Annotated in this window: 16 protein-coding genes; 14 read left to right on the top strand and 2 right to left on the bottom strand. The window is 57.6% G+C overall.

Features of this window, described 5'->3' with window-relative positions:
- The first annotated feature begins 146 nt into the window (after positions 1-146).
- The 6 genes from AC2FAP_RS07635 (at position 147) to AC2FAP_RS07610 (ending at position 11051) form a co-directional block, all read left to right on the top strand.
- Positions 147-1394: a CmpA/NrtA family ABC transporter substrate-binding protein gene (locus AC2FAP_RS07635; protein ID WP_449541717.1), complete on the top strand. Its 1248-nt coding sequence runs from the start codon at positions 147-149 to the stop codon at positions 1392-1394.
- Between the two features lie 2 nt (positions 1395-1396).
- A complete protein-coding gene (gene ntrB / locus AC2FAP_RS07630) occupies positions 1397-2278 on the top strand; it encodes a nitrate ABC transporter permease (RefSeq protein WP_025203918.1) in 882 nt (293 codons plus the stop codon).
- Positions 2279-2287: 9 nt separating this feature from the next.
- Positions 2288-3076, top strand: coding sequence for an ABC transporter ATP-binding protein (locus AC2FAP_RS07625; protein WP_014170481.1), 789 nt, complete (start codon positions 2288-2290; stop codon positions 3074-3076).
- Between the two features lie 11 nt (positions 3077-3087).
- Positions 3088-7074, top strand: a complete 3987-nt coding sequence (gene nirB / locus AC2FAP_RS07620; RefSeq protein ID WP_449541716.1) for a nitrite reductase large subunit NirB — start codon at positions 3088-3090, stop codon at positions 7072-7074.
- Positions 7071-9569 (top strand): nitrate reductase, encoded by a 2499-nt coding sequence (locus tag AC2FAP_RS07615; RefSeq protein ID WP_449541715.1) that lies wholly within the window; start codon positions 7071-7073, stop codon positions 9567-9569. Before nirB ends, AC2FAP_RS07615 begins: the two co-directional genes overlap by 4 nt.
- Before the next feature lie 75 nt (positions 9570-9644).
- Positions 9645-11051 carry a YchO/YchP family invasin gene (locus AC2FAP_RS07610; protein ID WP_032669735.1) on the top strand — a complete coding sequence of 469 codons (1407 nt, stop codon included), beginning with the start codon at positions 9645-9647 and terminating at the stop codon, positions 11049-11051.
- A 3-nt stretch (positions 11052-11054) separates the two neighbouring features.
- Here the strand turns inward: AC2FAP_RS07610 and narL are convergent, their stop codons facing one another.
- Positions 11055-11705, bottom strand: a complete 651-nt coding sequence (gene narL, locus AC2FAP_RS07605; RefSeq protein ID WP_003856701.1) for a two-component system response regulator NarL — start codon at positions 11703-11705, stop codon at positions 11055-11057.
- Positions 11698-13494, bottom strand: coding sequence for a nitrate/nitrite two-component system sensor histidine kinase NarX (narX, locus tag AC2FAP_RS07600; RefSeq protein ID WP_410384817.1), 1797 nt, complete (start codon positions 13492-13494; stop codon positions 11698-11700). Before narX ends, narL begins: the two co-directional genes overlap by 8 nt.
- Positions 13495-13803: 309 nt before the next feature.
- Here narX and AC2FAP_RS07595 point away from each other — a divergent pair, with 309 nt between their 5' ends.
- The 8 genes from AC2FAP_RS07595 to AC2FAP_RS07560 all read left to right on the top strand — a co-directional run bounded on the left by AC2FAP_RS07595 (position 13804) and on the right by AC2FAP_RS07560 (position 25157).
- A complete protein-coding gene (locus tag AC2FAP_RS07595) occupies positions 13804-15201 on the top strand; it encodes a NarK family nitrate/nitrite MFS transporter (protein ID WP_020882361.1) in 1398 nt (465 codons plus the stop codon).
- A gap of 381 nt (positions 15202-15582) precedes the next feature.
- Complete coding sequence (locus AC2FAP_RS07590; RefSeq protein WP_025203923.1) at positions 15583-19326, top strand: nitrate reductase subunit alpha; 3744 nt, start codon at positions 15583-15585, stop codon at positions 19324-19326.
- Positions 19323-20858, top strand: a complete 1536-nt coding sequence (narH, locus tag AC2FAP_RS07585; protein ID WP_449541714.1) for a nitrate reductase subunit beta — start codon at positions 19323-19325, stop codon at positions 20856-20858. The genes AC2FAP_RS07590 and narH overlap by 4 nt, the downstream gene beginning before the upstream one ends.
- On the top strand, positions 20855-21565 hold the full coding sequence (narJ, locus tag AC2FAP_RS07580; protein WP_449541713.1) for a nitrate reductase molybdenum cofactor assembly chaperone: 711 nt from the start codon (positions 20855-20857) through the stop codon (positions 21563-21565). Before narH ends, narJ begins: the two co-directional genes overlap by 4 nt.
- A complete protein-coding gene (gene narI / locus AC2FAP_RS07575) occupies positions 21565-22242 on the top strand; it encodes a respiratory nitrate reductase subunit gamma (RefSeq protein ID WP_014170469.1) in 678 nt (225 codons plus the stop codon). The genes narJ and narI overlap by 1 nt, the downstream gene beginning before the upstream one ends.
- Positions 22243-22352: 110 nt before the next feature.
- Positions 22353-23360: a 3-oxoacyl-[acyl-carrier-protein] synthase III C-terminal domain-containing protein gene (locus tag AC2FAP_RS07570; RefSeq protein ID WP_449541712.1), complete on the top strand. Its 1008-nt coding sequence runs from the start codon at positions 22353-22355 to the stop codon at positions 23358-23360.
- Positions 23357-24373 carry an NAD-dependent epimerase/dehydratase family protein gene (locus AC2FAP_RS07565; protein ID WP_047744780.1) on the top strand — a complete coding sequence of 339 codons (1017 nt, stop codon included), beginning with the start codon at positions 23357-23359 and terminating at the stop codon, positions 24371-24373. The genes AC2FAP_RS07570 and AC2FAP_RS07565 overlap by 4 nt, the downstream gene beginning before the upstream one ends.
- Positions 24351-25157, top strand: a complete 807-nt coding sequence (locus AC2FAP_RS07560) for an MBL fold metallo-hydrolase (RefSeq protein WP_449541711.1) — start codon at positions 24351-24353, stop codon at positions 25155-25157. The genes AC2FAP_RS07565 and AC2FAP_RS07560 overlap by 23 nt, the downstream gene beginning before the upstream one ends.
- Positions 25158-25165 lie beyond the last annotated feature (8 nt).

Raw genomic sequence — 25165 nt, 5'->3', positions numbered from 1 at the left:
GTAAAACCTGGCATTCCCTTTGCATTATCTGATTAACCATTTTTGACGGTGCGCCAACGGCGGTGCATCTGTCTTCGGGATAAAGGCGTCCAGCGGTGCTTCGGCACGGGTGGGCGCTTTTTTTTGTCTTTTTTTCAGGAGTGGTCATGGCGGATTTGTCGAGACGGCGGTTTTTACAGGCCAGCATGCTGGCGAGCGGCGCCATGTTATTACCGGGTGTCATGCAGGCCGCGTGGGCGGCAGGCTCGGATAAACCGGAGCAGGAGACGGTGCGCATCGGGTTTATACCGTTAACCGACTGCGCGCCGGTGGTTATCGCGGCGCTGAAGGGGTTTGATAAAAAATATGGCATCACCATCGTGCCAACCAAAGAGGCAAGCTGGGCAGCCGTGCGCGATAAGCTGGTGGCAGGCGAACTGGACGCCGCCCACATTCTTTACGGCCTGCTGTACGGGCTGGAGCTGGGGCTTGCCGGTAAGCCACAGCAGATGGCAAACCTGATGACCCTGAACCAGAACGGTCAAGCCATCACGCTCTCCAGCGATCTGGCAGAGAAGGGCGTTCGCGATCTTGACGGGCTGAAAACGCTGATTGGGCAGCAGGCACCCGGCACTTACACCTTCGCACACACTTTCCCGACCGGTACGCATGCGATGTGGCTGTACTACTGGCTGGCCAGCGCGGGCATTAATCCGTTCGATGACGTCCGGACCGTGGTTGTGCCGCCGCCACAAATGGTGATGAACATGCGGATTGGCAACATGGTCGGCTTTTGCGTTGGTGAGCCGTGGAATGCGCGCGCCATTAACGACCGAATCGGGTTTACCGCCGCAACGTCCCAGTCGATCTGGGCCGATCATCCGGAAAAAATTCTTGGCACACGTCGCAACTGGGTGGAGAAAAACCCGAACACCGCGCGGGCGCTGGTGAGTGCGGTACTGGAAGCCGCACGCTGGATCGATGCATCACCAGACAACAAACGTGAGACCGCCCAAATCCTCGCTCGCCGGGCGTGGCTGAACACCAAAGAGCAGTATCTCACCGGACGGATGCTGGGAGAGTACGACAACGGGCTTGGCCAGCGCTGGCAGGATGCGCATCCGATCCGTTTCTTCAACGAGGGTGCCGTCAGCTATCCGTACCTCTCCGACGGGATGTGGTTTTTAACCCAGTTCCGCCGCTGGGGCTTGCTCAAATCGGCGCCGGATTATGCCGCCATCGCGCAGCGCATTAACCAGACCTCGGTCTGGCAGGATGCCGCCACGGCGGTGGGAGGCATATCCACCCCGTCATCACCGTATCGCAGCAGCACCCTGATGGACGGTACCGTCTGGAACGGTACCGATCCGGACGGTTACGCCAACCGCTTCGCTATTCACCGTAAAGGGGCCTGATTATGCAGCATCTGCACAGCACGAAATCGAAAGACGAGACGCCGGCGAGCGGGGAAGTGATTACCCTCCCTCCGGTGCAGGTTCGCCGCCGCGCACCGACGTTCACGCGACGGATGAATGACCTTCTGCAGCGCGTGATCCCGGCGCTGCTGGGGCTCGGGTTACTGGGGTTGCTCTGGCAGCTGGCCGCGATCAACAGCAAAGGGTTCCCGACGCCGCTCAGCACGCTGGATTCCGCATTAACGCTCTTCGCTGACCCGTTTTACCGCGACGGGCCAAACGATATGGGTATCGGCTGGAACGTGCTCGCTTCGCTGCAGCGCGTGGCGGTGGGCTTTGGTCTGGCGGCGCTCGCGGGGATCCCGCTCGGTTTCTTGATCGGTCGCTTCACCTTTTGTTCGCGCATGTTCAGCCCGTTGATTGCACTGTTACGCCCGGTCAGTCCTTTAGCCTGGCTGCCTATCGGCCTGCTGCTGTTCCAGAAAGCGGAGCCCGCCTCCAGCTGGACCATTTTTATCTGTTCAATATGGCCAATGGTGATTAACACCGCCGAAGGGGTACGTCGTATTCCGCAGGATTACCTCAACGTTGCCCGCGTGCTGCAGCTCTCCGAGTGGACCATCATGCGGCGGATCCTCTTCCCGGCCGTGCTGCCCGCGGTGCTGACCGGGGTTCGCCTCTCGATTGGCATCGCCTGGCTGGTCATTGTCGCCGCCGAGATGCTCACCGGTGGGCTGGGGATCGGCTTCTGGATCTGGAATGAGTGGAACAACCTCAACGTCGAAAACATTCTCATCGCCATCGTCATCATTGGCGTGGTCGGGTTGCTGCTGGAGCAGGGGCTGATGCTGATCGCCCGTCGCTTTAGCTGGCAGGAAAAATAAGGAGCGAAGATGAAACCATTAATTCAGGTCCAGGCCGTGAGCCAGCGTTTTTCTACCGCCAGCGGCGAGTTTCTGGCGCTGCAGAACGTCTCTTTTGATATTCACGAAGGCGAAACCGTGAGCCTGATTGGCCACTCCGGGTGCGGCAAATCGACGTTGCTGAACCTGATTGCCGGGATCACCCTGCCGACCGAAGGTGGGCTGATTTGCGATAACCGCGAAATCGCCGGGCCAGGACCTGAGCGTGCGGTGGTGTTTCAGAACCATTCTCTGCTGCCGTGGCTCACCTGCTTCGACAACGTTGCGCTGGCGGTGGATCAGGTCTTTCGCCGCACCATGAGCAAGGCGGAGCGCAAGGAGTGGATTGAACACAACCTCGATCGCGTCCAGATGGGGCATGCCCTGCATAAACGGCCTTCGGAAATCTCCGGCGGCATGAAACAGCGCGTTGGCATTGCCCGTGCGCTGGCGATGAAGCCTAAGGTCCTGCTGATGGATGAACCGTTTGGCGCGCTGGATGCGCTCACGCGCGCGCATCTGCAGGACTCGGTGATGCAAATCCAGCAGGCGCTGAACACCACCATCGTGCTTATCACCCACGATGTGGACGAGGCTGTGCTGCTCTCTGACCGGGTACTGATGATGACTAACGGCCCGGCGGCCACCGTCGGCGAGGTGCTGCACGTTGACCTGCCTCGCCCGCGCAATCGGGTTCAGCTGGCGGACGATAGCCGCTATCACCATATGCGTCAGCAGATCCTCCATTTCCTCTATGAAAAACAGCCTAAAGCGGCGTAACGGAGGCGGTGATGCGACTGATCGTTATCGGTAATGGGATGGCCGCAACACGGCTGATTGCCTCGCTGACCGAGCGTGCGCCCGGTCGCTTCACGATCACCGTGTTTGGCGAGGAGTCGGAACACGCTTACAACCGCATCATGCTCTCGCCGGTACTGGGCGGGGAAAAACAGGCGCAGCAGATCCGCCTGCAGGATGACGCCTGGTATCACGCACGGGGTGTGACGGTACGACGGGGCGAAAAGGTGCTCTCCGTGGATGTTGAGAAACGCGAGGTCCATACCACAGCAACCACGCTGGCCTGGGACGAACTGGTCTTTGCCACCGGGTCGGCGCCTTTTGTACCCCCCATTCCGGGCGGTGACGCTCCGCATGTCTTCACCTTTCGTACGCTGGCCGATATCCGCGCGATTCAGGAGAACCCGGGGCCAGCTGTAGTGCTGGGCGGTGGGGTGCTCGGCGTCGAGGTCGCTGCGGCACTGACCCGGTCTTGTGACAACGTCACGCTGGTGCATCGTGGTGCGTGGCTGATGGAACAGCAGCTCGATCGCCAGGCAGGCGTTTTGCTTGAAGAGGCGCTGGCGGAGCGCGGCGTTCGCTGCGAACTGTCATCGGGAATGACCGCCATTGCGGCGGATGCCGTGACGTTACACAACGGACGCAAGATTAACGCCTCTCGCGTGGTGCTGGCGACCGGCGTGCAGCCCAATGTCGCACTGGCAAAAGCCAGCGGCATTCACTGTGTCCGCGGCATTGTGGTTAACCACCAGATGCAGACCTCAGTCCCGGCGATCAGCGCCATTGGTGAGTGCTGTGAAATCGACGGCCAGACGTTCGGCCTGGTTGCACCTTGCCTGGCGCAGGCAGATATCCTCGCCGCCCGGCTGGCTGGGGAGGCTAGCACGCCATTTGCCCTGACCGACAGCGGCATGCGCCTCAAAGTGCCCGGTGTGGAGTTGTTCAGCGCCGGGCGAGCAGAGGTTCTGCCGGACGATGTGGTCTGGAGCGCCTGGGATCCGCTGACCCGTCACTATCGCCGTTTGTTACTGCATCGCGGTGCGCTTGCTGGCGTGCTGCTGATGGGGGATTGCCGCAACGCGGCAACATTCACCGATTTACTGGCAACGGCTGCACCCGCCCACGCGGACTGGCTGTTCAATCGATTCACTACGCAACCGCAGGTTGCAGGACAAAACGCTATGACAAAACCTACGCTGGTGGTGGTTGGACACGGTATGGTCGGCCATCATTTTCTCGAAGACTGTGTGAAGCGCAATTTGCACCGGCAGTACCAGATTATCGTTTTTGGCGAAGAGCGCTATGCCGCCTACGATCGTGTGCATTTGTCAGAGTATTTTGGCGGACGAAGCGCAGAATCGCTCTCGCTGGTGGACGGTGATTTCTTTGCTGAACACGGCATTGAGCTTCGCCTCTCGCAGCAAATTGTGAGTATCGATCGCGACGCACACGTCGTGTGTACCGCCAGTGGGCATGAAACCCACTGGGACAAACTGGTGCTGGCGACCGGCTCGTACCCGTTTGTGCCTCCGGTACCGGGCAGCACGCTGCCAGGCTGCTTTGTTTACCGTACGCTGGACGACCTGGATAACATCGCCGCGCAGGCAAAGCAATCCCGTCGCGGGGTGGTCATTGGCGGTGGCCTGCTGGGACTGGAAGCCGCGAATGCCCTGAAACAGCTGGGCCTGGAAACGCACGTCGTGGAGTTTGCGCCACACCTGATGGCGGTACAACTCGACAACGACGGCGCGGCCATGCTGCGCAAAAAAATCGAAGCGCTTGGCGTGGGCGTTCACACCAGCAAAGCCACCACCGACATCGTCTCTGCGAACGGCGGGCTGGTAATGCGCTTTGCGGACGGCGAACAGCTGGAAACTGACATCGTGGTCTTCTCTGCAGGTATTCGCCCGCAGGATGCACTGGGGCGCAGCAGTGGCCTGGCGACCGGAGAGCGCGGCGGGATTTGCATTGATAACCAGTGCCAGACTTCTGATAAAGACGTGTTCGCTATCGGCGAATGTGCGCTGTGGGAGGGTAAAATTTTTGGCCTGGTCGCCCCGGGTTATCAGATGGCGCGGGTGGCATCGGCCACGCTGGCGGGAGAGGCGAGCGCCTTTACCGGGGCTGACATGAGCACCAAACTGAAGCTGCTGGGGGTAGATGTGGCCTCGTTTGGCGATGCCCATGGAAGAACACCCGGCGCGCTTAGCTATCAATGGACGCATGGTCCGCAGCAAATCTATAAAAAGATCGTGGTCAGTGAGGACAATAAAACCCTGTTGGGCGGCGTACTGGTGGGGGATGCCAGCGAATATGCGACCCTGGTGCAGATGATGTTCAACGGCATAGCGTTGCCCAAAGAGCCTGAAACGCTGATTTTACCTTCCTTCGCCGGGAGCGCGCCAAAAGCCCTCGGCGTGGCGGCACTGCCTGACAGTGCGCAGATCTGCTCCTGCCATAACGTCAGCAAAGGTGATATCTGTCAGGCGGTAAGTGCCGGTGCCGCGGATATTGGAGCCCTAAAACAGTGCACCAAAGCCGCGACCGGTTGCGGAGGATGCAGCGCGCTGGTGAAACAGGTGATGGAGTACCAGCTTGCGGAGCAGGGCGTGGAGGTAAAAAAGGACATCTGCGAACACTTCCCGTGGTCGCGTCAGGAAATCTATCACCTGGTGCGCGTCAATCATATTCGTACCTTCGACCAGCTTATCAGCCGTTACGGGCAGGGGCACGGTTGCGAAATCTGTAAACCGCTGGTGGGGTCAGTGCTCGCCTCCTGCTGGAATGAGTACCTGCTGAAACCGGCACATCTGCCGCTGCAGGACACCAACGACCGTTATTTTGCCAATATTCAGAAAGACGGGACGTACTCCATCGTGCCCCGGATGCCTGCAGGGGAAGTGTCGGCCGACGGCTTGATAGCTATCGGCCAGATCGCCAAACGCTACCAGCTGTACAGCAAAATCACGGGCGGACAGCGTATCGACCTCTTTGGCGCCACGCTCGACCAGCTGCCGGCGATCTGGCAGGCGCTGGTGGAGGCCGGATTTGAGACCGGTCACGCGTACGGTAAATCCCTGCGCACGGTGAAATCCTGCGTCGGGTCGACCTGGTGCCGCTATGGCGTGCAAGATTCCACGCGTCTCGCGGTCACGCTTGAGCACCGCTATAAAGGCTTACGCGCGCCGCACAAAATTAAAATGGCCGTGTCCGGTTGTACCCGTGAATGTGCGGAGGCTCAGAGCAAGGACGTGGGCGTCATTGCGACCGACAAAGGCTGGAACCTTTATCTCTGCGGTAACGGCGGCATGAAACCGCGCCATGCGGATCTCTTTGCCAGCGATCTGGATGACGAGACGCTGATCCGCACCGTCGACCGTTTCCTGATGTTCTACATCCGCACGGCGGATCGCCTGCAGCGTACCAGTACGTGGATGGACAATCTGGAAGGGGGGATCGATTACCTGCGCGAGGTGATTCTTCACGACAGCCTGGGCATTGCGCACGAGCTGGAACAGGAGATGGCCCGCGTGGTGGAAACCTACCAGTGTGAATGGCAGACCACGCTTAACGATCCGAGCCGTCTGGCGCTGTTCCGTACCGAAGCGAACCGTCAGCCGGTGGAGGAGAATAAACGCTGGCAAGCGGTCTGCGCTATCGATGAGATCCCTGAGCAGGCGGGGATCGGCGCCCGGCTGGGGCGAAAACCGATTGCGCTTTTCCGCTTTGGTCAATCTGTCTATGCCCTCGACGACCTCGAGCCGGGCAGCACAGCAAACGTGCTTTCACGCGGTATTCTCGGCGATGCTGCCGGCGAGCCGGTGGTCATCTCTCCGATCTATAAGCAGCGTATCCGTCTGCGCGACGGCTGTCAGGTCGATAACGGGGAACCTGCGGTGCGCGCCTGGCCGGTGAAAATAGAAAATGGTCAGGTGTGGGTCGGGAACGACGCGCAGATCTTGCGTGCGGAGGCGTCATGAGTGAAACCCGAACGACGTGCCCTTACTGCGGGGTGGGCTGCGGCGTGATCGCAACGGTTGAGGGTGAGAAGGTTACCGTGCGCGGAGATGAACGCCATCCCGCCAGTTTTGGACGCCTGTGCGTTAAAGGCTCGGCATTAGGCGAAACGACCGGTCTGCAGGGGCGACTGCTGCACCCGGTGGTCGACGGGCAGGAGGTGGAATGGCCCCGGGCGCTGGCGGCGGCAGGTGAACGGCTGCAGACCATCATCGACACCTGGGGACCGCAGGCGGTGGCATTTTACGCCTCCGGCCAGCTGTTGACTGAGGACTATTACGCCGCCAATAAGCTGATGAAAGGGTTTATCGGTGCGGCAAACATTGATACCAACTCGCGGCTCTGTATGTCGTCCGCGGTGGCAGGCTACAAGCGCGCGTTTGGTGAAGATGTGGTGCCGTGTAGCTATGAGGATGTGGAAAACAGCGATCTGGTGGTGCTGGTCGGGTCGAATGCGGCATGGACCCACCCGGTGCTGTATCAGCGGCTGGTACAGGCGCGCCAGAACAATCCTGCGATGAAAGTTGTGGTTATCGACCCACGCAAAACGGCCACCTGCGATATTGCTGACCTGCATCTGGCGCTTACGCCCGGCAGTGACGCCGGGCTGTTTGTCGGTTTACTCAATCTGATTCAGGGAACCGACGCGTGGCCCATCGCCCGGGTGGCTGAGTTTTGTGGCCTCTCAACCGAAGACGTGGGGGCCTTCTACGACTGGTTTGTGACTGCGCCCCGGGCCATCACGCTCTACACCATGGGCATTAATCAGTCCTCAAGCGGCAGCGACAAGTGCAATGCCATCATCAACGTCCATCTGGCCAGCGGAAAATTCGCCCGTCAGGGTTGCGGACCGTTTTCGCTGACCGGACAGCCTAACGCGATGGGGGGGCGGGAGGTGGGTGGGCTGGCGAACCAGCTTGCCGCTCACATGAATTTCGAGCCGGAGTCTCTTTCACGGGTGGCGCGTTTTTGGGGTACGGAAAGACTGGCCCAGACGCCGGGCCTGATGGCGGTGGAGTTGTTTGATGCGATCGCCCGCGGCGAAGTGAAAGCGGTGTGGATCATGGGCACCAATCCTGCCGTCTCGCTGCCGGACAGCCACGCGGTGTGCCAGGCGCTGGAACATTGCCCGCTGGTGATTGTCTCCGAGGTGATGCAGGAGACCGACACCAGCCGCTATGCCCATATCCGCTTCCCGGTACAGGCGTGGGGGGAGAAAGACGGTACGGTAACCAATTCCGAGCGGCGTATTTCGCGCCAGCGCGCCTTTCTGCCGGCGCCAGGTGAGACCAAACCGGACTGGTGGGTCATCGCCCGGGTGGCACAGGCGCTGGGCTATGGTGAAGCCTTCGCCTGGGAACATCCGCAGCAAATTTTTTGTGAGCATGCAGCGCTCTCGGCCTTTGAAAATGACGGTGCGCGGGCGTTTAACCTTCATGAACTGGCGTCACTTACCCGTGAGGAATGGGACCGGCTTGAGCCTTATCAGTGGCCAGCGGGGGCCTTTGCGCGCCGGGAAATTGTGCCGGTAGAGCCTCAGCCACACGGTGCGGCAATAAACGCGCTATACCCGCTGATTCTCAATACCGGGCGTATCCGCGATCAGTGGCACACCATGACCCGGACGGGGTACGTCCCGAAACTGATGCAGCATAGTGCTGAGCCGTGTGTTGAGATCGGCGCCGCAGATGCCATGCGCTTCTCACTGTGCGACGGACAGCTGGCGCGCATCAGTTCTCCGCGTGGGGTGATGCTGGCAAGAGTGCGCATCACTGACGGGCAGCGAGAAGGTGAGCTGTTTGTGCCAATGCACTGGAATGCCCAGTTTGCCCGCCAGGGGAAGGTGAATGCGCTGGTGGAAGGGCGCTGTGACCCGCTGTCCGGTCAGCCCGAGAGTAAACAGACGTCCGTCAGGATTATGCCCTGGCAGCCGGGCTGGCAGGGTGAGCTTTATGCCCGTGAACTGCCGGAGCTTCCCCCCTCTGTCTGCTGGTGGCGTAAAGTCTCACGTCTGACGGTGGCGGGGGATAAGCCGTTGCTGGCGTGGGTTATGCAGTACGCCAGTGAACGGGGCTGGCAGCTGCAGGTCGCGCAGACCAGCGAGCGCAGCAGCGTACTGGCCTGGCATGACGGACAACTGATGCTCGGGTTCTGGGAAGGCACTGCGTTACCGACACTGGCGCACGCGGTAATTGAAGCCGCGTTTCGTTCATCTCCCGTGACGCTTGCTGAGCGCCACGCGTTGTTGAATGGACAGGGAACCGGGGACAGTGTCGATCCGGGCCGGATCATCTGCAGCTGTTTCAGCGTGGGGGAAACCGTCATACGCGAGGCGATTGGGGGAGGGTGTGATTCCGTCGCGGCGCTGGGTGCCAGGCTGCGCTGCGGAACGAACTGCGGCTCCTGTGTGCCTGAACTAAAAACAATGTTTCAGGATATTCCGGAAAATTCCTCTTAAGGCTGCAAAACGTGAGGAATAACGGTAAGGTACCCGGTGTTCTCACGTAAGCATCGGGTATTTCTTACGACGTTAATGGCTGTTTCATCTCATCTTCGTTTGCTTGCTTTACTCCCCCTCATTCCGGTCGGAGCCGTTCACGGTGCGCCGAATTCCTTTGTGCAACAGGCACAGAACCCCTTTGATAACAACGGGGATAATCTGCCCGATCTCGGCATGGCGGCGCCCACGACCGAGGGCGAAAAACATCTGGCAGAAATGGCGAAAGCGTTTGGTGAAGCCAGTATGACCGATAACGGCCTGACGACAGGCGAGCAGGCGCGTCAGTTTGCCTTTGGCAAGGTGCGTGACGCGGTGAGCGGCGAAGTGAACCAGCATATTGAATCCTGGCTTTCGCCGTGGGGGAACGCCAGCGTGAACTTGCTGGTGGATGACGACGGCAAATTTAACGGCAGCAGCGGCAGCTGGTTTATTCCGTGGAACGATAACAACCGTTATCTGAGCTGGAGCCAGCTTGGCCTGACGCAGCAAACTGACGGTCTGGTGAGCAATGCCGGCATTGGGCAGCGCTGGGTTGCCGGAAAATGGTTGCTCGGCTACAACACCTTTTACGACAACCTGCTGGATGAAAACCTGCAGCGTGCCGGGTTAGGTGCGGAAGTGTGGGGCGAGAACCTGCGTCTGTCTGCGAACTATTATCAGCCCTTTGCCGGCTGGCGCGATCGCTCTGACATTCAGGAGCAGCGCATGGCCCGGGGGTACGACGTGACCGCTAAAGCGTGGCTGCCGTGGTTCCATCACCTGAATACCAGCGTCAGTTTTGAGCAATATTTTGGTGATAACGTTGACCTGTTCAACAGCGGTACCGGTTATCACAACCCGGTGGCGGTCAATCTGGGGCTGAATTATACCCCCGTTCCGCTGGTGACCCTCACCGCCGGGCATAAGCAAGGGGAGAGTGGGGTGAGCCAGAATAATCTTGGCCTCAAACTCAACTACCGCTTTGGCGTGCCGCTGGTGAAGCAACTTTCTGCCAGTGAAGTCGCCGCCACCCGTTCTCTGCGCGGCAGTCGCTATGATTCGCCAGAGCGGGATAACCTGCCGGTGATGGAGTTCCGCCAGAGCAAAACGTTGTCCGTCTACCTGGCGACACCGCCGTGGGATCTTAAAGGGGGCGAAACCGTGATGCTTAAGCTGCAGATCCGCAGTAAGCACGGGATTCGCCAGTTGCACTGGCAGGGAGATACGCAGGCGCTGAGTCTGACATCGCCGGCCAACAATACCAGCGAAGACGGCTGGAGCGTGATTATGCCTGCCTGGGATGACAGTGAAGGCGCGAGCAACCGCTGGCGGCTTTCGGTGGTGGTCGAAGATAATGATGGCAAGCGCGTCTCGTCCAATGAGATCACGCTGGCTGTGGCGCAACCGCTTGTGGCATTACCCACCGACGATCCGCGCTGGAAGCTGCTGCCGGATGAGTAATGCTTAAAAAATACGTTCCTGGTGTACCCATACCGCGGCTTCAACCCGGGATTTTAACTTCATTTTCTTCAGCATATGTTTCACATGCACTTTGACCGTGCTTTCGGTGATATCCAGGCGACGCGCAATCATTTTATTCGGCAGGCCCTGGGCAATCAGCTTCAGAATATCGCGCTCACGCGGCGTTAGCTGGCTGACATCGCGATCCGAGGTGGCGCGGTTTGCCCGCAGGCTGGCGGCCAGCACCGGGGTTAAGGCTTCGCTCAGTACCATCTCACCCGCGGCGGCCTGTTGCAGGGCCTTGAGCAGATCTTCTGGCTCCATATCTTTCAGCAGGTAGCCGTCCGCGCCACGCTTGAGCGCCGTCACCACATCCTCTTCATGATTTGAGACGCTAAAGACCACTACGCGTCCGGAGAGCGATTTTTCCCGCAGCTTGTCGAGCGTTTCCAGACCGTTCATGCCCGGCATGTTGAGATCGAGCAGGATCAGATCGGGATCAAGCGATTCGGCAAGCTCAATGCCCTGTTCGCCATTGCTGGCTTCGCCAACGACGGTGATATCGGGTGCCATGCTGACCAGCTGTTTAACGCCAGTACGCAGCATCGGATGGTCGTCGATCAACAGGATGGATGCCGGTTCCTGATTAGTCATGGGTTTCTCCTTGAGCAGTTGTGAGCGGTTTTTCGGGAATAAAGGTGACCACGACTTCCGTGCCACCTGTCTCTCGCCGGCGAACCTGGCAATCACCGCGCAGGCTTTGGGCGCGGTCTCGCATGATAATTAAACCATAATGGTTAGTTCTTTCGGCATTTTCCGGCACGCCGCAGCCGTTGTCATGAACCGTGAGCCTGACCTGATTATCGTGCTGGCTGACGGTAACGGTGACCGCCGTCGCGTCAGCGTGTTTGAGCACGTTGCTCAGGGCTTCACGGGCGATCTGCAGTAGATGAATCGCCTGATGGGAGGGGACAAACCGCGGCGGCAGCTGATAATCAAGCTTCACCGGGAACCCCAGTCGGGCGCTAAATTCATGGCAACTGGACTCCAGCGCGGGGCGCAGGCCAGGCTCGGTCAGCTGCAGGCGGAAGGTGGTTAATAGCTCGCGAAGCTGAATCCATGAGGTATTGAGTTCGTTGCGGATCTGGCTCAGCAGCTGTTTGTTGCTTTCCGGCATCTCCACATCCTGCATCTGCAGACAGCTGACCTGCATTTTCATACAGGAGAGCGACTGGGCGATGGAGTCATGCAGTTCGCGCGCGATAGTCGCACGCTCTTCCATGACGATCAGCTGCTGTTGCTTTTCCTGATGGCGGTCGAGCGCCAGCGTAGCGGTCAGCTGCTCGACCAGCGTATCGACCAGCTGCTGCTGATCGTGGCTCAGATGCCGCCCGGCGGGCAGCGTGGCCAGCAGGATACCGTACTGGGTATGGCTGTCCGTCAGTCGCCACTTCAGTGTCGTACCGCCGGAGGTGAGGGGCGGCAAGCCTCGCGGGCAAAGATGACAGCCTTTGTCATCGCAGGACATGTCGGACTGACAGGTAAATTCCTGATGATTATCTTCATCTTCAACATCGTAGACCCGCAGCTCCAGGTCATGCAGCAAGGTCAGATTTTGCAGGCCATTCAGCACCGGCGAGAGGCGTTCACATAACGGCACCTGCATATGCAGACGACGATTGGCCTGCCACAGGAAGGAGAGGATTTCGTTTTTCTGCTCCAGCCCTGCCGTTTTCTCCTGCACGCGTTTTTCCAGCACGGCGTAGCTTTCGGAGAGTTCTTCCGACATGGTATTGAGCGCCTGGCCCAGCATCGCCATTTCATTCCGCCCGCTGATATGCGTGCGCTGGGTAAAATCGCGTGCGGTTACCGCGCGGGCCATTGCCAGCAACTGTTTCCAGGGGTTCAACAGCCGGGCGCGCAGCCAGAGGATGGTGAAAATCAGCAGCAGCCCCATAAACAACGCCATGGCACGGTGAACCATCAGCACCCGGTCGATACGCAATTCTGTGGTCTGATCGAAAGAGGAGACCAGCGCGTCAATGCGCGACACAAAGCCCGCGACGTCCCGTGCTACGGTCTCAGTATTGCGTGCCTGTTTCAGACCAGGCTGAAGCTGGGTGTGCCAGTAGTTTTGCAGGGATTTAAGCTGTGATTCCTGCCCGTCACGGATGGCGGCACGTTCCAGCTCCGGGCTGAACGCGGTACGCTCCATTTCGTCGATCAAAGGCTGATCGTCTTCCGTCAGCGGTACCGACGCCAGCAGGCGATAACTCTGCATGCGTAGAGAGCCTGCCTCGTTGATGGCATGCGCATTACCCTGTACGCCCTGTACCAGCCAGCCAGAAATCGCCATACCGGTCACACCGAGGGCGGTGGACAGCATAACGATCAGTGCCAACTGGTTAACCAGTGTTAGCGGAGATAAACATCTTTTTAACATAGAGTTGCCGGGCTCCTGACGTGGCCTGCTTGCAGGAATGGCGCTATTCTGGTGCATACCCAGGAGTATACCCATACCAATAAAGGATTACCCCTAAATTGCCAACGGAGTAAGCGGCAGGAGGAGGCGGTATCGGGGACGCTTCAGTGCCGTGAAAAACCACGTCTTTTTTACTGAAATAGCCTACTCACTAAGGATAAGGGCTTTTTTCGCGCTGTAAAACCTCCCACTTTTCCTTTGATTTATATCAACTTACCGCCGCCCTAAAACCCTAATGTTTGCAGCATCATTCGAGAATCAGAGGTGTCTATGAGTCACTCATCCGCTCCCGAAAGGGAAAATGGTGCCGTTATTACTGAATGGCGTCCAGAGGATCCGGCGTTCTGGCAACAGCGCGGCCATCGTATAGCGAGCCGGAATCTGTGGATTTCCGTTCCGTGTTTGCTGTTAGCGTTTTGCGTATGGATGTTGTTTAGTGCAGTGGCAGTCAATCTGCCAAAAGTGGGTTTTACCTTTACGACCGATCAGCTGTTTATGCTGACCGCGTTGCCGTCGCTGTCCGGTGCGCTGCTGCGCGTCCCTTACGCGTTTATGGTGCCGGTGTTTGGTGGTCGTCGCTGGACGGCGTTCAGTACGGGCATCATGATCGTACCTTGCGTGTGGCTGGGTTTTGCGGTGCAGGATACCTCCACGCCTTTCAGCGTGTTCGTGATTATCTCCCTGCTGTGCGGTTTTGCTGGCGCTAACTTCGCCTCCAGTATGGCGAACATCAGCTTCTTCTTCCCGAAAGCGAAGCAGGGCGGTGCGCTGGGTATTAACGGCGGTCTGGGAAACATGGGCGTAAGCGTGATGCAGTTAATTGCACCGCTGGCAATCTCTGTCTCCATTTTTGCAGCCTTTGGTGGCGGTGGCGTCGAGCAGGCGGATGGTTCTTCCCTGTACCTGCAAAATGCGGCGTGGATTTGGGTTCCGTTCCTGGTGGTCTTCACCCTGGCGGCATGGTTCTTTATGAACGATCTGTCGGCATCTAAGGCTTCGCTGAGCGAGCAGTTGCCGGTGCTGAAACGCGGGCATCTGTGGGTCATGGCGCTGCTTTATCTGGCAACCTTCGGGTCGTTTATCGGTTTCTCCGCAGGCTTTGCCATGCTGTCCAAAACACAGTTCCCGGAAGTGCAGATCCTGCAGTTTGCCTTCTTTGGTCCGTTCATCGGTGCCCTGGCGCGTTCACTGGGCGGGATGGTGTCTGACCGTCTGGGCGGAACACGCGTGACGCTGGTGAACTTTGTGATCATGGCTGTTTTCTGTGCGCTGCTGTTCCTGACGCTGCCCGCCAATGGCCAGGGGGGGAACTTTACCGCCTTCTTCGGCGTGTTTATGGTGCTGTTCCTGACGGCCGGTCTGGGTAGCGCATCGACCTTCCAGATGATTTCCGTTATCTTCCGCAAGCTGACGATGGATCGCGTTAAAGCGCAGGGCGGAAGCGAAGAGCAGGCCATGCGTGAAGCCGCGACGGATACGGCTGCTGCACTGGGCTTTATCTCTGCCATCGGCGCAATTGGCGGCTTCTTTATTCCGAAAGCGTTCGGTATCTCTCTGGACCTGACCGGCTCTCCGGCAGGGGCAATGAAAGTCTTCCTCGTTTTCTATATCGCCTGCGTAGTGATTACGTGGCTGGTATATGGCCGTAATACCAAGAAAAATAAGTAAGTGTGATTATCCGTTTGCGCGGCCTTCGGGCCGCGTTTTTTTATCACTACAGTAGTTACAACATACTGATGGCGTTTGAGGAACAATGCCTGCGGGTAACACTGTGATCGCCATCGCTTTACAGGGCGGTCTACCCCTTAATACCTGAGATGTTAAATTTAGCCCTCCTTTTTGTACGATAAATTATAAATATCATTATAAATTAATGGCTTATGAAAATTAAAAATCTACCGCTTTGGTGGTATCCGATCTAATACCCCACCTGAAACTCCCTCTCCGCCTTGATCGTTATCAATTCTCGCCATCTATCAGAGCGTTACCTTCGCTGCAAATCAGCAATGTCGATTTAGAGAGCCACAGGCTCCACACAGGAGATACCCGATGAGCAAATTTTTGGACCGGTTTCGCTACTTCAAACAGAAGGGTGAAACTTTTGCCGATGGGCACGGCCAGGTTCTGGAGACCAACCGGGACTGGGAAGACGGTTACCGTCAGCGCTGGCAGCATGACAAAGTCGTCCGTTCGACCCACGGCGTGAACTGCACTGGCTCATGTAGCTGGAAGATTTTCGTTAAAAACGGCCTGGTGACATGGGAAATGCAGCAGACCGACTATCCGCGTACCCGTCCGGATATGCCAAACCACGAACCTCGTGGCTGCCCGCGTGGTGCAAGCTACTCCTGGTATCTGTACAGCGCCAACCGTCTGAAATACCCTCTGATGCGCAAACGCCTGATGAAAATGTGGCGTGAAGCGAAAGTGCTGCACAGCGATCCGGTTGATGCCTGGGCATCCATTATCGAAGATGCCGACAAAGCAAAAAGCTTTAAGCAGGCGCGCGGTCGCGGTGGCTTTGTTCGTTCTTCCTGGAAAGAGGTCAACGAACTGATTGCTGCCTCTAACGTTTATACCGTCAAAACCTACGGACCGGACCGCGTCGCGGGCTTCTCGCCTATCCCGGCGATGTCGATGGTCTCTTACGCCTCAGGTGCTCGTTATCTGTCGCTTATCGGCGGAACCTGTCTGAGCTTCTACGACTGGTACTGCGACCTGCCGCCAGCCTCTCCGCAGACCTGGGGCGAGCAGACCGACGTGCCGGAATCCGCTGACTGGTACAACTCTAGCTACATTATTGCCTGGGGCTCTAACGTTCCACAGACCCGTACGCCGGATGCCCACTTCTTCACGGAAGTGCGTTACAAAGGCACCAAAACCGTTGCGGTAACCCCGGACTATGCGGAAATTGCCAAGCTGTGCGACCTGTGGCTGGCCCCTAAACAGGGTACCGACTCCGCGATGGCGCTGGCGATGGGCCACGTGATGCTGCGTGAGTTCCACCTCGATAAACCCAGCCAGTACTTTACTGACTATGTCCGTCGCTATACCGACATGCCGATGCTGGTCATGCTGGAAGAGCGTGATGGCTACTATGCAGCGGGCCGTACGCTGCGTGCCGCCGATCTGGTGGATGCGCTGGGTCAGGAAAACAATCCTGAGTGGAAAACGGTCGCCTATAACAATAACGGCGAGCTGGTGGCACCCAACGGCTCTATCGGTTTCCGCTGGGGCGAGAAGGGCAAGTGGAACCTCGAGCAGCGTAACGGTACTACCGGTGAAGAGACTGAACTGCGTCTGAGCATGTTGGGTAGCCAGGACGAAATTGCTGATGTGGGCTTCCCGTACTTCGGCGGCGAAGGGTCCGAGCATTTCAACAAAGTTGAGCTGCAGAACATCCTGATGCATAAGCTGCCGGTTAAACGTCTGCAGCTGGCGGATGGGTCGACGGCGCTGGTGACCACCGTGTATGACCTGACGCTGGCCAACTACGGCCTGGAGCGCGGCCTGAATGATGAAAACTGCGCAACCAGCTACGACGACATCAAAGCGTATACCCCGGCCTGGGCAGAGCAGATCACCGGCGTGCCGCGTGCACACATCACCCGTATCGCCCGTGAATTCGCTGAAAATGCTGACAAGACGCATGGCCGTTCAATGATCATTGTTGGTGCCGGTCTGAACCACTGGTATCACCTTGATATGAACTATCGTGGCCTGATCAACATGCTGATCTTCTGCGGTTGTGTGGGTCAAAGCGGCGGCGGCTGGGCGCACTATGTCGGCCAGGAAAAACTGCGTCCGCAGACGGGCTGGCAGCCACTGGCGTTTGCCCTCGACTGGCAGCGTCCGGCGCGTCATATGAACAGTACGTCTTACTTCTACAACCACTCCAGCCAGTGGCGCTACGAGACGGTAACGGCCCAGGAACTGCTGTCGCCAATGGCGGATAAATCCCGCTACAGCGGCCACCTGATCGACTTCAACGTCCGCGCTGAACGCATGGGCTGGCTGCCGTCTGCACCTCAGTTAGGGACTAACCCGCTGCGCATTGCCGACGAGGCGAAGAAAGCGGGCATGACCCCGGCGGATTACACCGTCAAGGCACTGAAAGACGGCACCATTCGCTTTGCGGCCGAGCAGCCTGAAAACGGCAAAAACCATCCGCGTAACCTGTTTATCTGGCGCTCTAACCTGCTGGGCTCCTCCGGTAAAGGCCACGAGTACATGCTGAAATATCTGCTGGGTACTGAAAACGGTATTCAGGGGAAAGATCTGGGCAAGCAGGGCGGCGTGAAACCAGAAGAAGTGGAGTGGAAAGACAACGGTCTGGACGGCAAGCTGGATCTGGTTGTGACGCTGGACTTCCGTCTGTCCAGTACCTGCCTGTATTCCGATATCGTGCTGCCAACCGCCACCTGGTATGAAAAAGACGACATGAATACCTCGGATATGCATCCGTTTATTCATCCGCTGTCTGCAGCCGTTGACCCGGCGTGGGAATCCAAAAGCGACTGGGATATCTACAAAGATATCGCGAAGAAATTCTCCGAAGTGTGCGTAGGACATCTGGGCAAAGAGACCGATGTGGTGACCCTGCCGATTCAGCACGACTCTGCAGCCGAACTGGCGCAGCCGCTGGACGTGAAGGACTGGAAAAAAGGCGAGTGCGACCTGATCCCGGGTGTGACTGCGCCGCACATTATTCCCGTTGAACGTGACTACCCGGCAACGTACGAACGCTTTACCTCTATCGGCCCGCTGATGGAAAAAATCGGTAACGGGGGTAAAGGGATTGCGTGGAATACCCAGAGCGAAATGGACCTGCTGCGTAAGCTCAATTACACCAAAGCAGACGGCCCGGCCAAAGGCCAGCCAATGCTGAACACGGCCATTGATGCTGCAGAAATGATCCTGACTCTGGCACCGGAAACCAACGGTCACGTGGCGGTGAAAGCATGGGCGGCACTGAGTGAGTTTACCGGTCGCGATCATACCCATCTGGCGACGAATAAAGAGGAAGAGAAGATCCGCTTCCGCGATATTCAGGCTCAGCCGCGCAAAATTATCTCCAGCCCGACCTGGTCTGGCCTGGAAGATGAACACGTCTCCTACAACGCTGGCTACACCAACGTTCACGAACTGATCCCATGGCGTACCCTGTCCGGTCGTCAGTCCCTGTATCAGGATCACCAGTGGATGCGCGACTTCGGTGAGAGCCTGCTGGTTTATCGTCCGCCAATCGATACCCGCTCCGTGAAAGCGGTAATGGGTACGAAATCGAACGGTAACCCGGAGAAGGCGCTGAACTTCCTGACGCCGCACCAGAAGTGGGGCATTCACTCCACCTACAGCGACAACCTGCTGATGCTGACGTTGTCCCGCGGTGGCCCGATTGTGTGGATGAGCGAGACGGACGCCAAAGATCTGGGCATTGAAGATAACGACTGGATCGAAGTGTTCAACAGCAACGGTGCGCTGACGGCGCGTGCGGTTGTCAGCCAGCGTGTCCCGGCCGGGATGACCATGATGTACCACGCGCAGGAACGTATCGTTAACCTGCCGGGTTCTGAAATCACCGAGCAGCGCGGCGGCATTCACAACTCCGTGACCCGTATTACGCCAAAACCGACGCACATGATCGGCGGCTATGCGCAGCTGGCCTACGGCTTTAACTACTACGGCACGGTAGGATCTAACCGCGATGAGTTCGTGGTGGTACGTAAGATGAAGAATATTAACTGGTTAGACGGCGAAGGTAATGACCAGGTACAGGAGAGCGTAAAATGAAAATTCGTTCACAAGTCGGCATGGTGCTGAATCTGGATAAATGCATCGGCTGTCATACCTGCTCAGTCACCTGTAAAAACGTCTGGACCAGCCGCGAAGGGATGGAGTACGCGTGGTTCAATAACGTGGAAAGTAAACCCGGCACAGGCTTCCCGACCGACTGGGAAAACCAGGAGAAATGGAAGGGCGGCTGGATCCGTAAAATCAACGGTAAACTGCAGCCGCGCATGGGTAACCGTGCGATGCTGCTCGGTAAAATCTTCGCCAACCCGCATCTGCCGGGCATCGATGATTACTACGAGCCGTTTGATTACGACTACCAGAACCTGCACAACGCGCCGGAAAGCAAACATCAGCCGATCGCACGTCCACGCTCGCTCATTACCGGACAGCGTATGGATAAGATCACCAGCGGTCCAAACTGGGAAGAGATTCTGGGCGGCGAGTTCGAAAAACGCGGCAAAGACCAGAACTTCGAGAACATGCAGAAGGCGATGTACGGCCAGTTCGAAAACACCTTCATGATGTATCTGCCGCGTCTGTGCGAGCACTGCCTTAACCCGGCGTGCGTGGCGACCTGTCCGAGCGGAGCCATCTATAAGCGTGAAGAAGATGGCATTGTGCTGATCGACCAGGACAAGTGCCGCGGCTGGCGTATGTGTATTACCGGTTGCCCGTACAAAAAAATCTACTTCAACTGGAAGAGCGGCAAGTCTGAGAAGTGCATCTTCTGCTATCCGCGTATTGAAGCCGGTATGCCAACCGTCTGCTCTGAGAGCTGCGTGGGCCGTATTCGTTACCTCGGCGTGCTGCTGTACGACGCGGACGCGATTGAAAATGCAGCCAGCACCGAGAACGAGAAAGATCTCTATCAGCGTCAGCTGGACGTTTTCCTTGATCCTAACGATCCGAAAGTGATTGAGCAGGCGCTGAAAGACGGCATTCCGCAGAGCGTGATTGACGCGGCGCAGCAGTCTCCGGTGTACAAAATGGCGATGGACTGGAAGCTGGCGCTGCCGCTGCATCCGGAATACCGCACGCTGCCGATGGTCTGGTACGTGCCGCCGCTGTCTCCGATCCAGTCTGCTGCGGATGCGGGTGAGCTGGGCAGCAACGGCATTCTGCCAGACGTGGAAAGCCTGCGTATCCCGGTTCAGTATCTGGCAAACCTGTTAACCGCAGGGGATACCCAGCCGGTCCTGCTGGCGCTGAAACGTATGCTGGCGATGCGCCACTTCAAACGCGCTGAAACCGTTGACGGTGTTAACGATACCCGTGCACTGGAAGCGGTAGGTCTGACCGAAGCCCAGGCGCAGGAGATGTACCGTTACCTGGCGATTGCCAATTACGAAGACCGTTTCGTGGTGCCGAGCAGCCACCGAGAACTGGCTCGCGAAGCCTTCCCGGAGAAAAATGGCTGTGGCTTTACCTTTGGCGATGGATGCCACGGTTCAGACACGAAATTCAATCTCTTCAACAGCCGCCGCATTGATGCCCTGGATGTGACGAGCAAAACGGAGCCGCACCAATGATTGAACTTGTCATTGTTTCGCGTCTGCTCGAGTACCCGGATGCTGCGCTTGCGCAGCATCAGCAGGAGCTCTTTGATGCACTCGCGTCATCTGAAAATCTTGAGAAAGAGGATGCCCAGACACTGACCGTTTTCCTCCGGGACCTGTTAGCGCGCGATTTACTGGATGCGCAGGCGGATTACAGCCAGCTGTTTGACCGCGGACGCGCGACGTCGCTGCTGCTGTTCGAACATGTTCACGGTGAGTCACGTGACCGCGGTCAGGCGATGGTTGACCTGATGGGACAGTACGAGCAACACGGCCTGCAGCTCGACAGCCGCGAGCTGCCGGACCACCTGCCGCTCTACCTTGAGTATCTGGCGCAGTTGCCTAAAGAGGAGGCGCTGGGGGGGCTGCAGGACATCGCGCCGATCCTGGCGTTGCTCGGCGCACGACTTCAGCAGCGCGAGAGCCGTTACGCGGTGCTGTTCGACCTGCTGGTGAAACTGGCCAATGCATCGGTCGACAGTGAAAAAGTTGCGGAGAAGATCGCCGATGAAGCCCGCGATGATACGCCACAGGCGCTGGATGCGGTCTGGGAGGAGGAGCAGGTGAAATTCATGGCTGATCAGAACTGCGGTGAGTCTGAAATCTCTGCTCACCAACGTCGTTTTGCCGGAGCCGTTGCCCCGCAATATTTGAATATCTCTAACGGAGGACAGCAATAATGCACTTCCTGAATATGTTCTTCTTTGACATTTACCCGTATATCGCGGGCACCGTGTTCCTGGTGGGAAGCTGGCTGCGTTATGACTACGGCCAGTACACCTGGCGTGCTGCCTCCAGCCAGATGCTCGATCGCAAAGGGATGAACCTGGCTTCTAACCTGTTCCACATCGGGATCCTGGGGATTTTTGCGGGTCACTTCCTCGGAATGCTGACGCCGCACTGGATGTATGAGTCATTCCTGCCGATTGAGGTGAAGCAGAAAATGGCGATGATTGCCGGCGGTGCCTGCGGCGTGATGACGCTGGTGGGCGGTTTACTGCTGCTCAAACGCCGCCTGTTCAGCCCGCGCGTTCGCGCGACCACCACCGGCGCGGACATTCTGATTTTGTCCCTGTTGATGGTGCAGTGTGCGCTGGGTCTGCTGACCATTCCGTTCTCGGCTCAGCATATGGATGGCAGCGAAATGATGAAGCTGGTCGGCTGGGCGCAGTCTGTGGTGACTTTCCACGGTGGTGCGTCTGAGCACCTTGACGGTGTGGCGTTTATCTTCCGCGTGCACCTGGTGCTCGGGATGACGCTGTTTGTGCTGTTCCCGTTCTCTCGTCTGGTGCATATCTGGAGCGCACCGGTGGAGTATCTGACGCGCAAATATCAGATTGTTCGCGCCCGTCGCTAATTTGCTGAAAACCGACACGGGAGCAGGACGCTCCCGTTAATTTCAGATTGTGTAAAGAAGGGGCTCCTATATTATTAGCGGTTGGATTAGCTAGTGAAGGGAGCACTGGTGTGGGTCAATCAACAGAGCCGGAAATTTCGGCCGCAATAAAAATTATCTCAACAGGCATTGCCTTGCCTGCTGAAAGACTGACATCCAGCGATCTGGATTCATGGTTAGGAAAATCGCCAGGCTACGTTGAAAAACGGTCCGGTATTCTTACCCGCTACCACGCTTCTCACACCGCCAGCCAGGCCGGGCTGGCCGCACAGGCGCTACATAACGCGCTACATGCCGGAACGATATCACCTGCTTCCATAGACCTGTTAATTTGTGCATCGGCTATTGCCATACAAGCGCTTCCCTGCAGTGCGGTTCATATTATCAAGGCGGCGGGTATGCCCGCGGGTTTGGCGGGGTTTGATATTAACAGCAGCTGTGTCAGCTTTATTTCCGCTTTAGAAGTTGCCGCAGGTTTATTGAATACAGGCGCATATCGTCGCATCGCCATTGTTTCAGCTGATTTAGCATCGCGCGGCATTGACTGGAGTCACGAAGAGTCTTCGTTGATTTTCGGTGATGGTGCGGCGTGTGCGATCGTGGAGCGTGGTGACGGCAACAGTGGGATTATCACCAGCCTGATCGAGATGTACCCGGATGGCAGCGAACTCTGTGAAATCCGTGCGGGAGGAACGCGTCGCAACCCAAGAGCGGGCATGAGCGACAGTGATTTTATGTTCCATATGCAGGGTAAGGCGCTGTTCCGGTATGCCTCTTCGCTGATTGATGACTACTTCGCGCGGCTGCTGGGAAAATGCGGTCTGCAACTGTCGGATATCGGTACCGTCATTCCGCATCAGGCCAGCCATCTTTCTCTTGAACACATGCGTAAGCGGCTGGGCGTCCCTGAATCCATCTTAATTGATGTTTACCGTCACTACGGCAACCAGGTGGCCGCCTCCATCCCTACGGCGCTGCATGAAGCGGTAACCCATGGTCGTTTCACGCCGGGAAAACCCGCGATGCTTATTGGTACTGCAGCAGGCCTGACGCTGGCTGGCATGGTACTTATGCCATGAAGATCCTGGTGACAGGGGCAACCAGCGGGCTGGGGCGTAACGCTGTCCACTATTTGCTGGAACGTGGCTTTAGCGTAGTGGCGACGGGCCGTAATCCGGTCGAAGGTGCACATTTAAAGCATGTGGGCGCGACGTTTATCCCACTCGACTTGTCCCTGGCATCTCTGGACCAATGCGCCAGGCTTATGGAGGGGTGCGATGCCGTGTGGCACTGCGCAGCGAAATCTTCTCCCTGGGGAGGGAGGGACGCTTTCTGGCAGGCTAACGTCATTGCAACACAAAAACTGGCGATGGCAGCGGGCACCGCGGGCATTCCGCGTTTTGTCCACATTTCTACCCCTGCGGTCTACTTCGATTTTCAGCATCACTACGATCTTCCGGAAACCTACCTGGCGAACACATTTTCCAGCCACTATGCCAGCAGCAAACGGGCAGCCGAACGCATCATTGAAGATGCGGTGGCAAACTTCAGCGCGACAACGTTCATCATTTTGCGCCCGCGTGGGCTTTTCGGTCCCCATGATAAGGTGATCGTTCCTCGCCTGCTGCGTCAGCTCCATCAGGACGGAGGGGTACTGCGCCTGCCCAGGGGAGGAGAAGCGCTTCTGGATTTGACCTTCGTACAAAACGTGGTCTTTGCTATGGAACGTGCAACCTTGGGCCAGCCTCTTTATTCCGGCAGCATCTATAACGTGACCAATCACCAGCCGCAGCGGCTGGTTGATATGCTTGACGCGTTGCTGCGTCAGCAACTGGGGTTACGCTATCAGATCCGGTCAATTCCCTGGCCGGTGGTGTCACTGGCCGCGCGTGGCATGGAATTAGTCGGAAAGTGCATCAATAAGGAACCTCCCGTCACCCGTTACAGTGCGGGAACGGTTTGTTTCGATATGACGCTGAGCGCTAAAAAAGCCGTAGAGGAGTTGGGCTATACCCCTCGCTTTTCAATGGCAGAAGGCATCGCGCTAACGGGAGAATGGCTGAGGACGAATGGCAAAGATTACCGCGTTTGAAACAGGATATTGCACCCATATCGGCTGCATGGCTCTAAAAGGCGCTGGTCTCAGGGTGTGCAAATTTCCCTCTCGAGCCTGGCTCCTGGAAGTCGGTTCACACCGATGGCTATGGGATACCGGCTATTCCTCCTGGTTTGAACACTACACGCGCTCGGGCATTTTTCGCATTTACCGGCAAGTCACGCCGGTCTATTTCGACCCCAAACAGTCCCTGGCTCAACAGCTTTACTCACAAGGCCTGGTCGGGGGCGATATCGATGCGATTATCTTGTCGCACTTCCATGCCGATCACGTCGCAGGGCTGCGTGATTTCCCCGATGTTAGCTGTATTTGTTCTGGTGAGGGCTGGCAGCAGGTGAGAGCGCTGAGAGGATTTGCCGCCCTGCGTCAGGCATTTGTGCCAGGACTTTTCCCCTCCGAGTTTGAGTCGTCATTGCGCTTCATTGAAGGTTTCGAAACCCTGAGGCTGCCCGAGGCGCTTGCTCCGTTTGAGCGGGGCTATGTTTTGCCGCACAGTCAGGGCGAAATTATTTTGATCCCGCTTGCAGGCCATGCAGCCGGACACTTCGGCGCATTCGTACTGACAGAGGACGGCTGGACACTTTTGGCCGCAGATGCGGCCTGGTCTCCTGACAATTACCGGGAGATGCGCGGTCCTTCACGGCTTGCCAGTCTGGTGATGTCCGATCCCTCTGCTTATTACCAGACGCTCCGGCAACTCAATCAACTCTGGAAAAACGGTAAAGTGGATATTCGTCTGTGTCATGAGGGCGATTTGTGAACCTCATT

Source organism: Enterobacter cloacae complex sp. 394I7 (genome assembly GCF_057320345.1).
The sequence above is the reverse complement of the archived record's forward strand: the minus strand, read 5'-3'. Positions and strand labels throughout refer to the sequence as shown.

Bases quoted from the DNA above. Each gene is read 5' to 3' on its own strand.
- narI (WP_014170469.1), top strand. From the start codon at position 21,565: ATGCACTTCCTGAATATGTTCTTCTTTGACATTTACCCGTATATCGCG.
- AC2FAP_RS07560 (WP_449541711.1), top strand. From the start codon at position 24,351: ATGGCAAAGATTACCGCGTTTGAAACAGGATATTGCACCCATATCGGC.
- ntrB (WP_025203918.1), top strand. From the start codon at position 1,397: ATGCAGCATCTGCACAGCACGAAATCGAAAGACGAGACGCCGGCGAGC.
- AC2FAP_RS07565 (WP_047744780.1), top strand. From the start codon at position 23,357: ATGAAGATCCTGGTGACAGGGGCAACCAGCGGGCTGGGGCGTAACGCT.
- narH (WP_449541714.1), top strand. From the start codon at position 19,323: ATGAAAATTCGTTCACAAGTCGGCATGGTGCTGAATCTGGATAAATGC.
- AC2FAP_RS07595 (WP_020882361.1), top strand. From the start codon at position 13,804: ATGAGTCACTCATCCGCTCCCGAAAGGGAAAATGGTGCCGTTATTACT.
- nirB (WP_449541716.1), top strand. From the start codon at position 3,088: ATGCGACTGATCGTTATCGGTAATGGGATGGCCGCAACACGGCTGATT.
- narL (WP_003856701.1), bottom strand. From the start codon at position 11,705: ATGACTAATCAGGAACCGGCATCCATCCTGTTGATCGACGACCATCCG.
- AC2FAP_RS07625 (WP_014170481.1), top strand. From the start codon at position 2,288: ATGAAACCATTAATTCAGGTCCAGGCCGTGAGCCAGCGTTTTTCTACC.
- AC2FAP_RS07635 (WP_449541717.1), top strand. From the start codon at position 147: ATGGCGGATTTGTCGAGACGGCGGTTTTTACAGGCCAGCATGCTGGCG.
- AC2FAP_RS07615 (WP_449541715.1), top strand. From the start codon at position 7,071: ATGAGTGAAACCCGAACGACGTGCCCTTACTGCGGGGTGGGCTGCGGC.
- narJ (WP_449541713.1), top strand. From the start codon at position 20,855: ATGATTGAACTTGTCATTGTTTCGCGTCTGCTCGAGTACCCGGATGCT.
- narX (WP_410384817.1), bottom strand. From the start codon at position 13,494: ATGTTAAAAAGATGTTTATCTCCGCTAACACTGGTTAACCAGTTGGCA.
- AC2FAP_RS07610 (WP_032669735.1), top strand. From the start codon at position 9,645: ATGGCTGTTTCATCTCATCTTCGTTTGCTTGCTTTACTCCCCCTCATT.
- AC2FAP_RS07590 (WP_025203923.1), top strand. From the start codon at position 15,583: ATGAGCAAATTTTTGGACCGGTTTCGCTACTTCAAACAGAAGGGTGAA.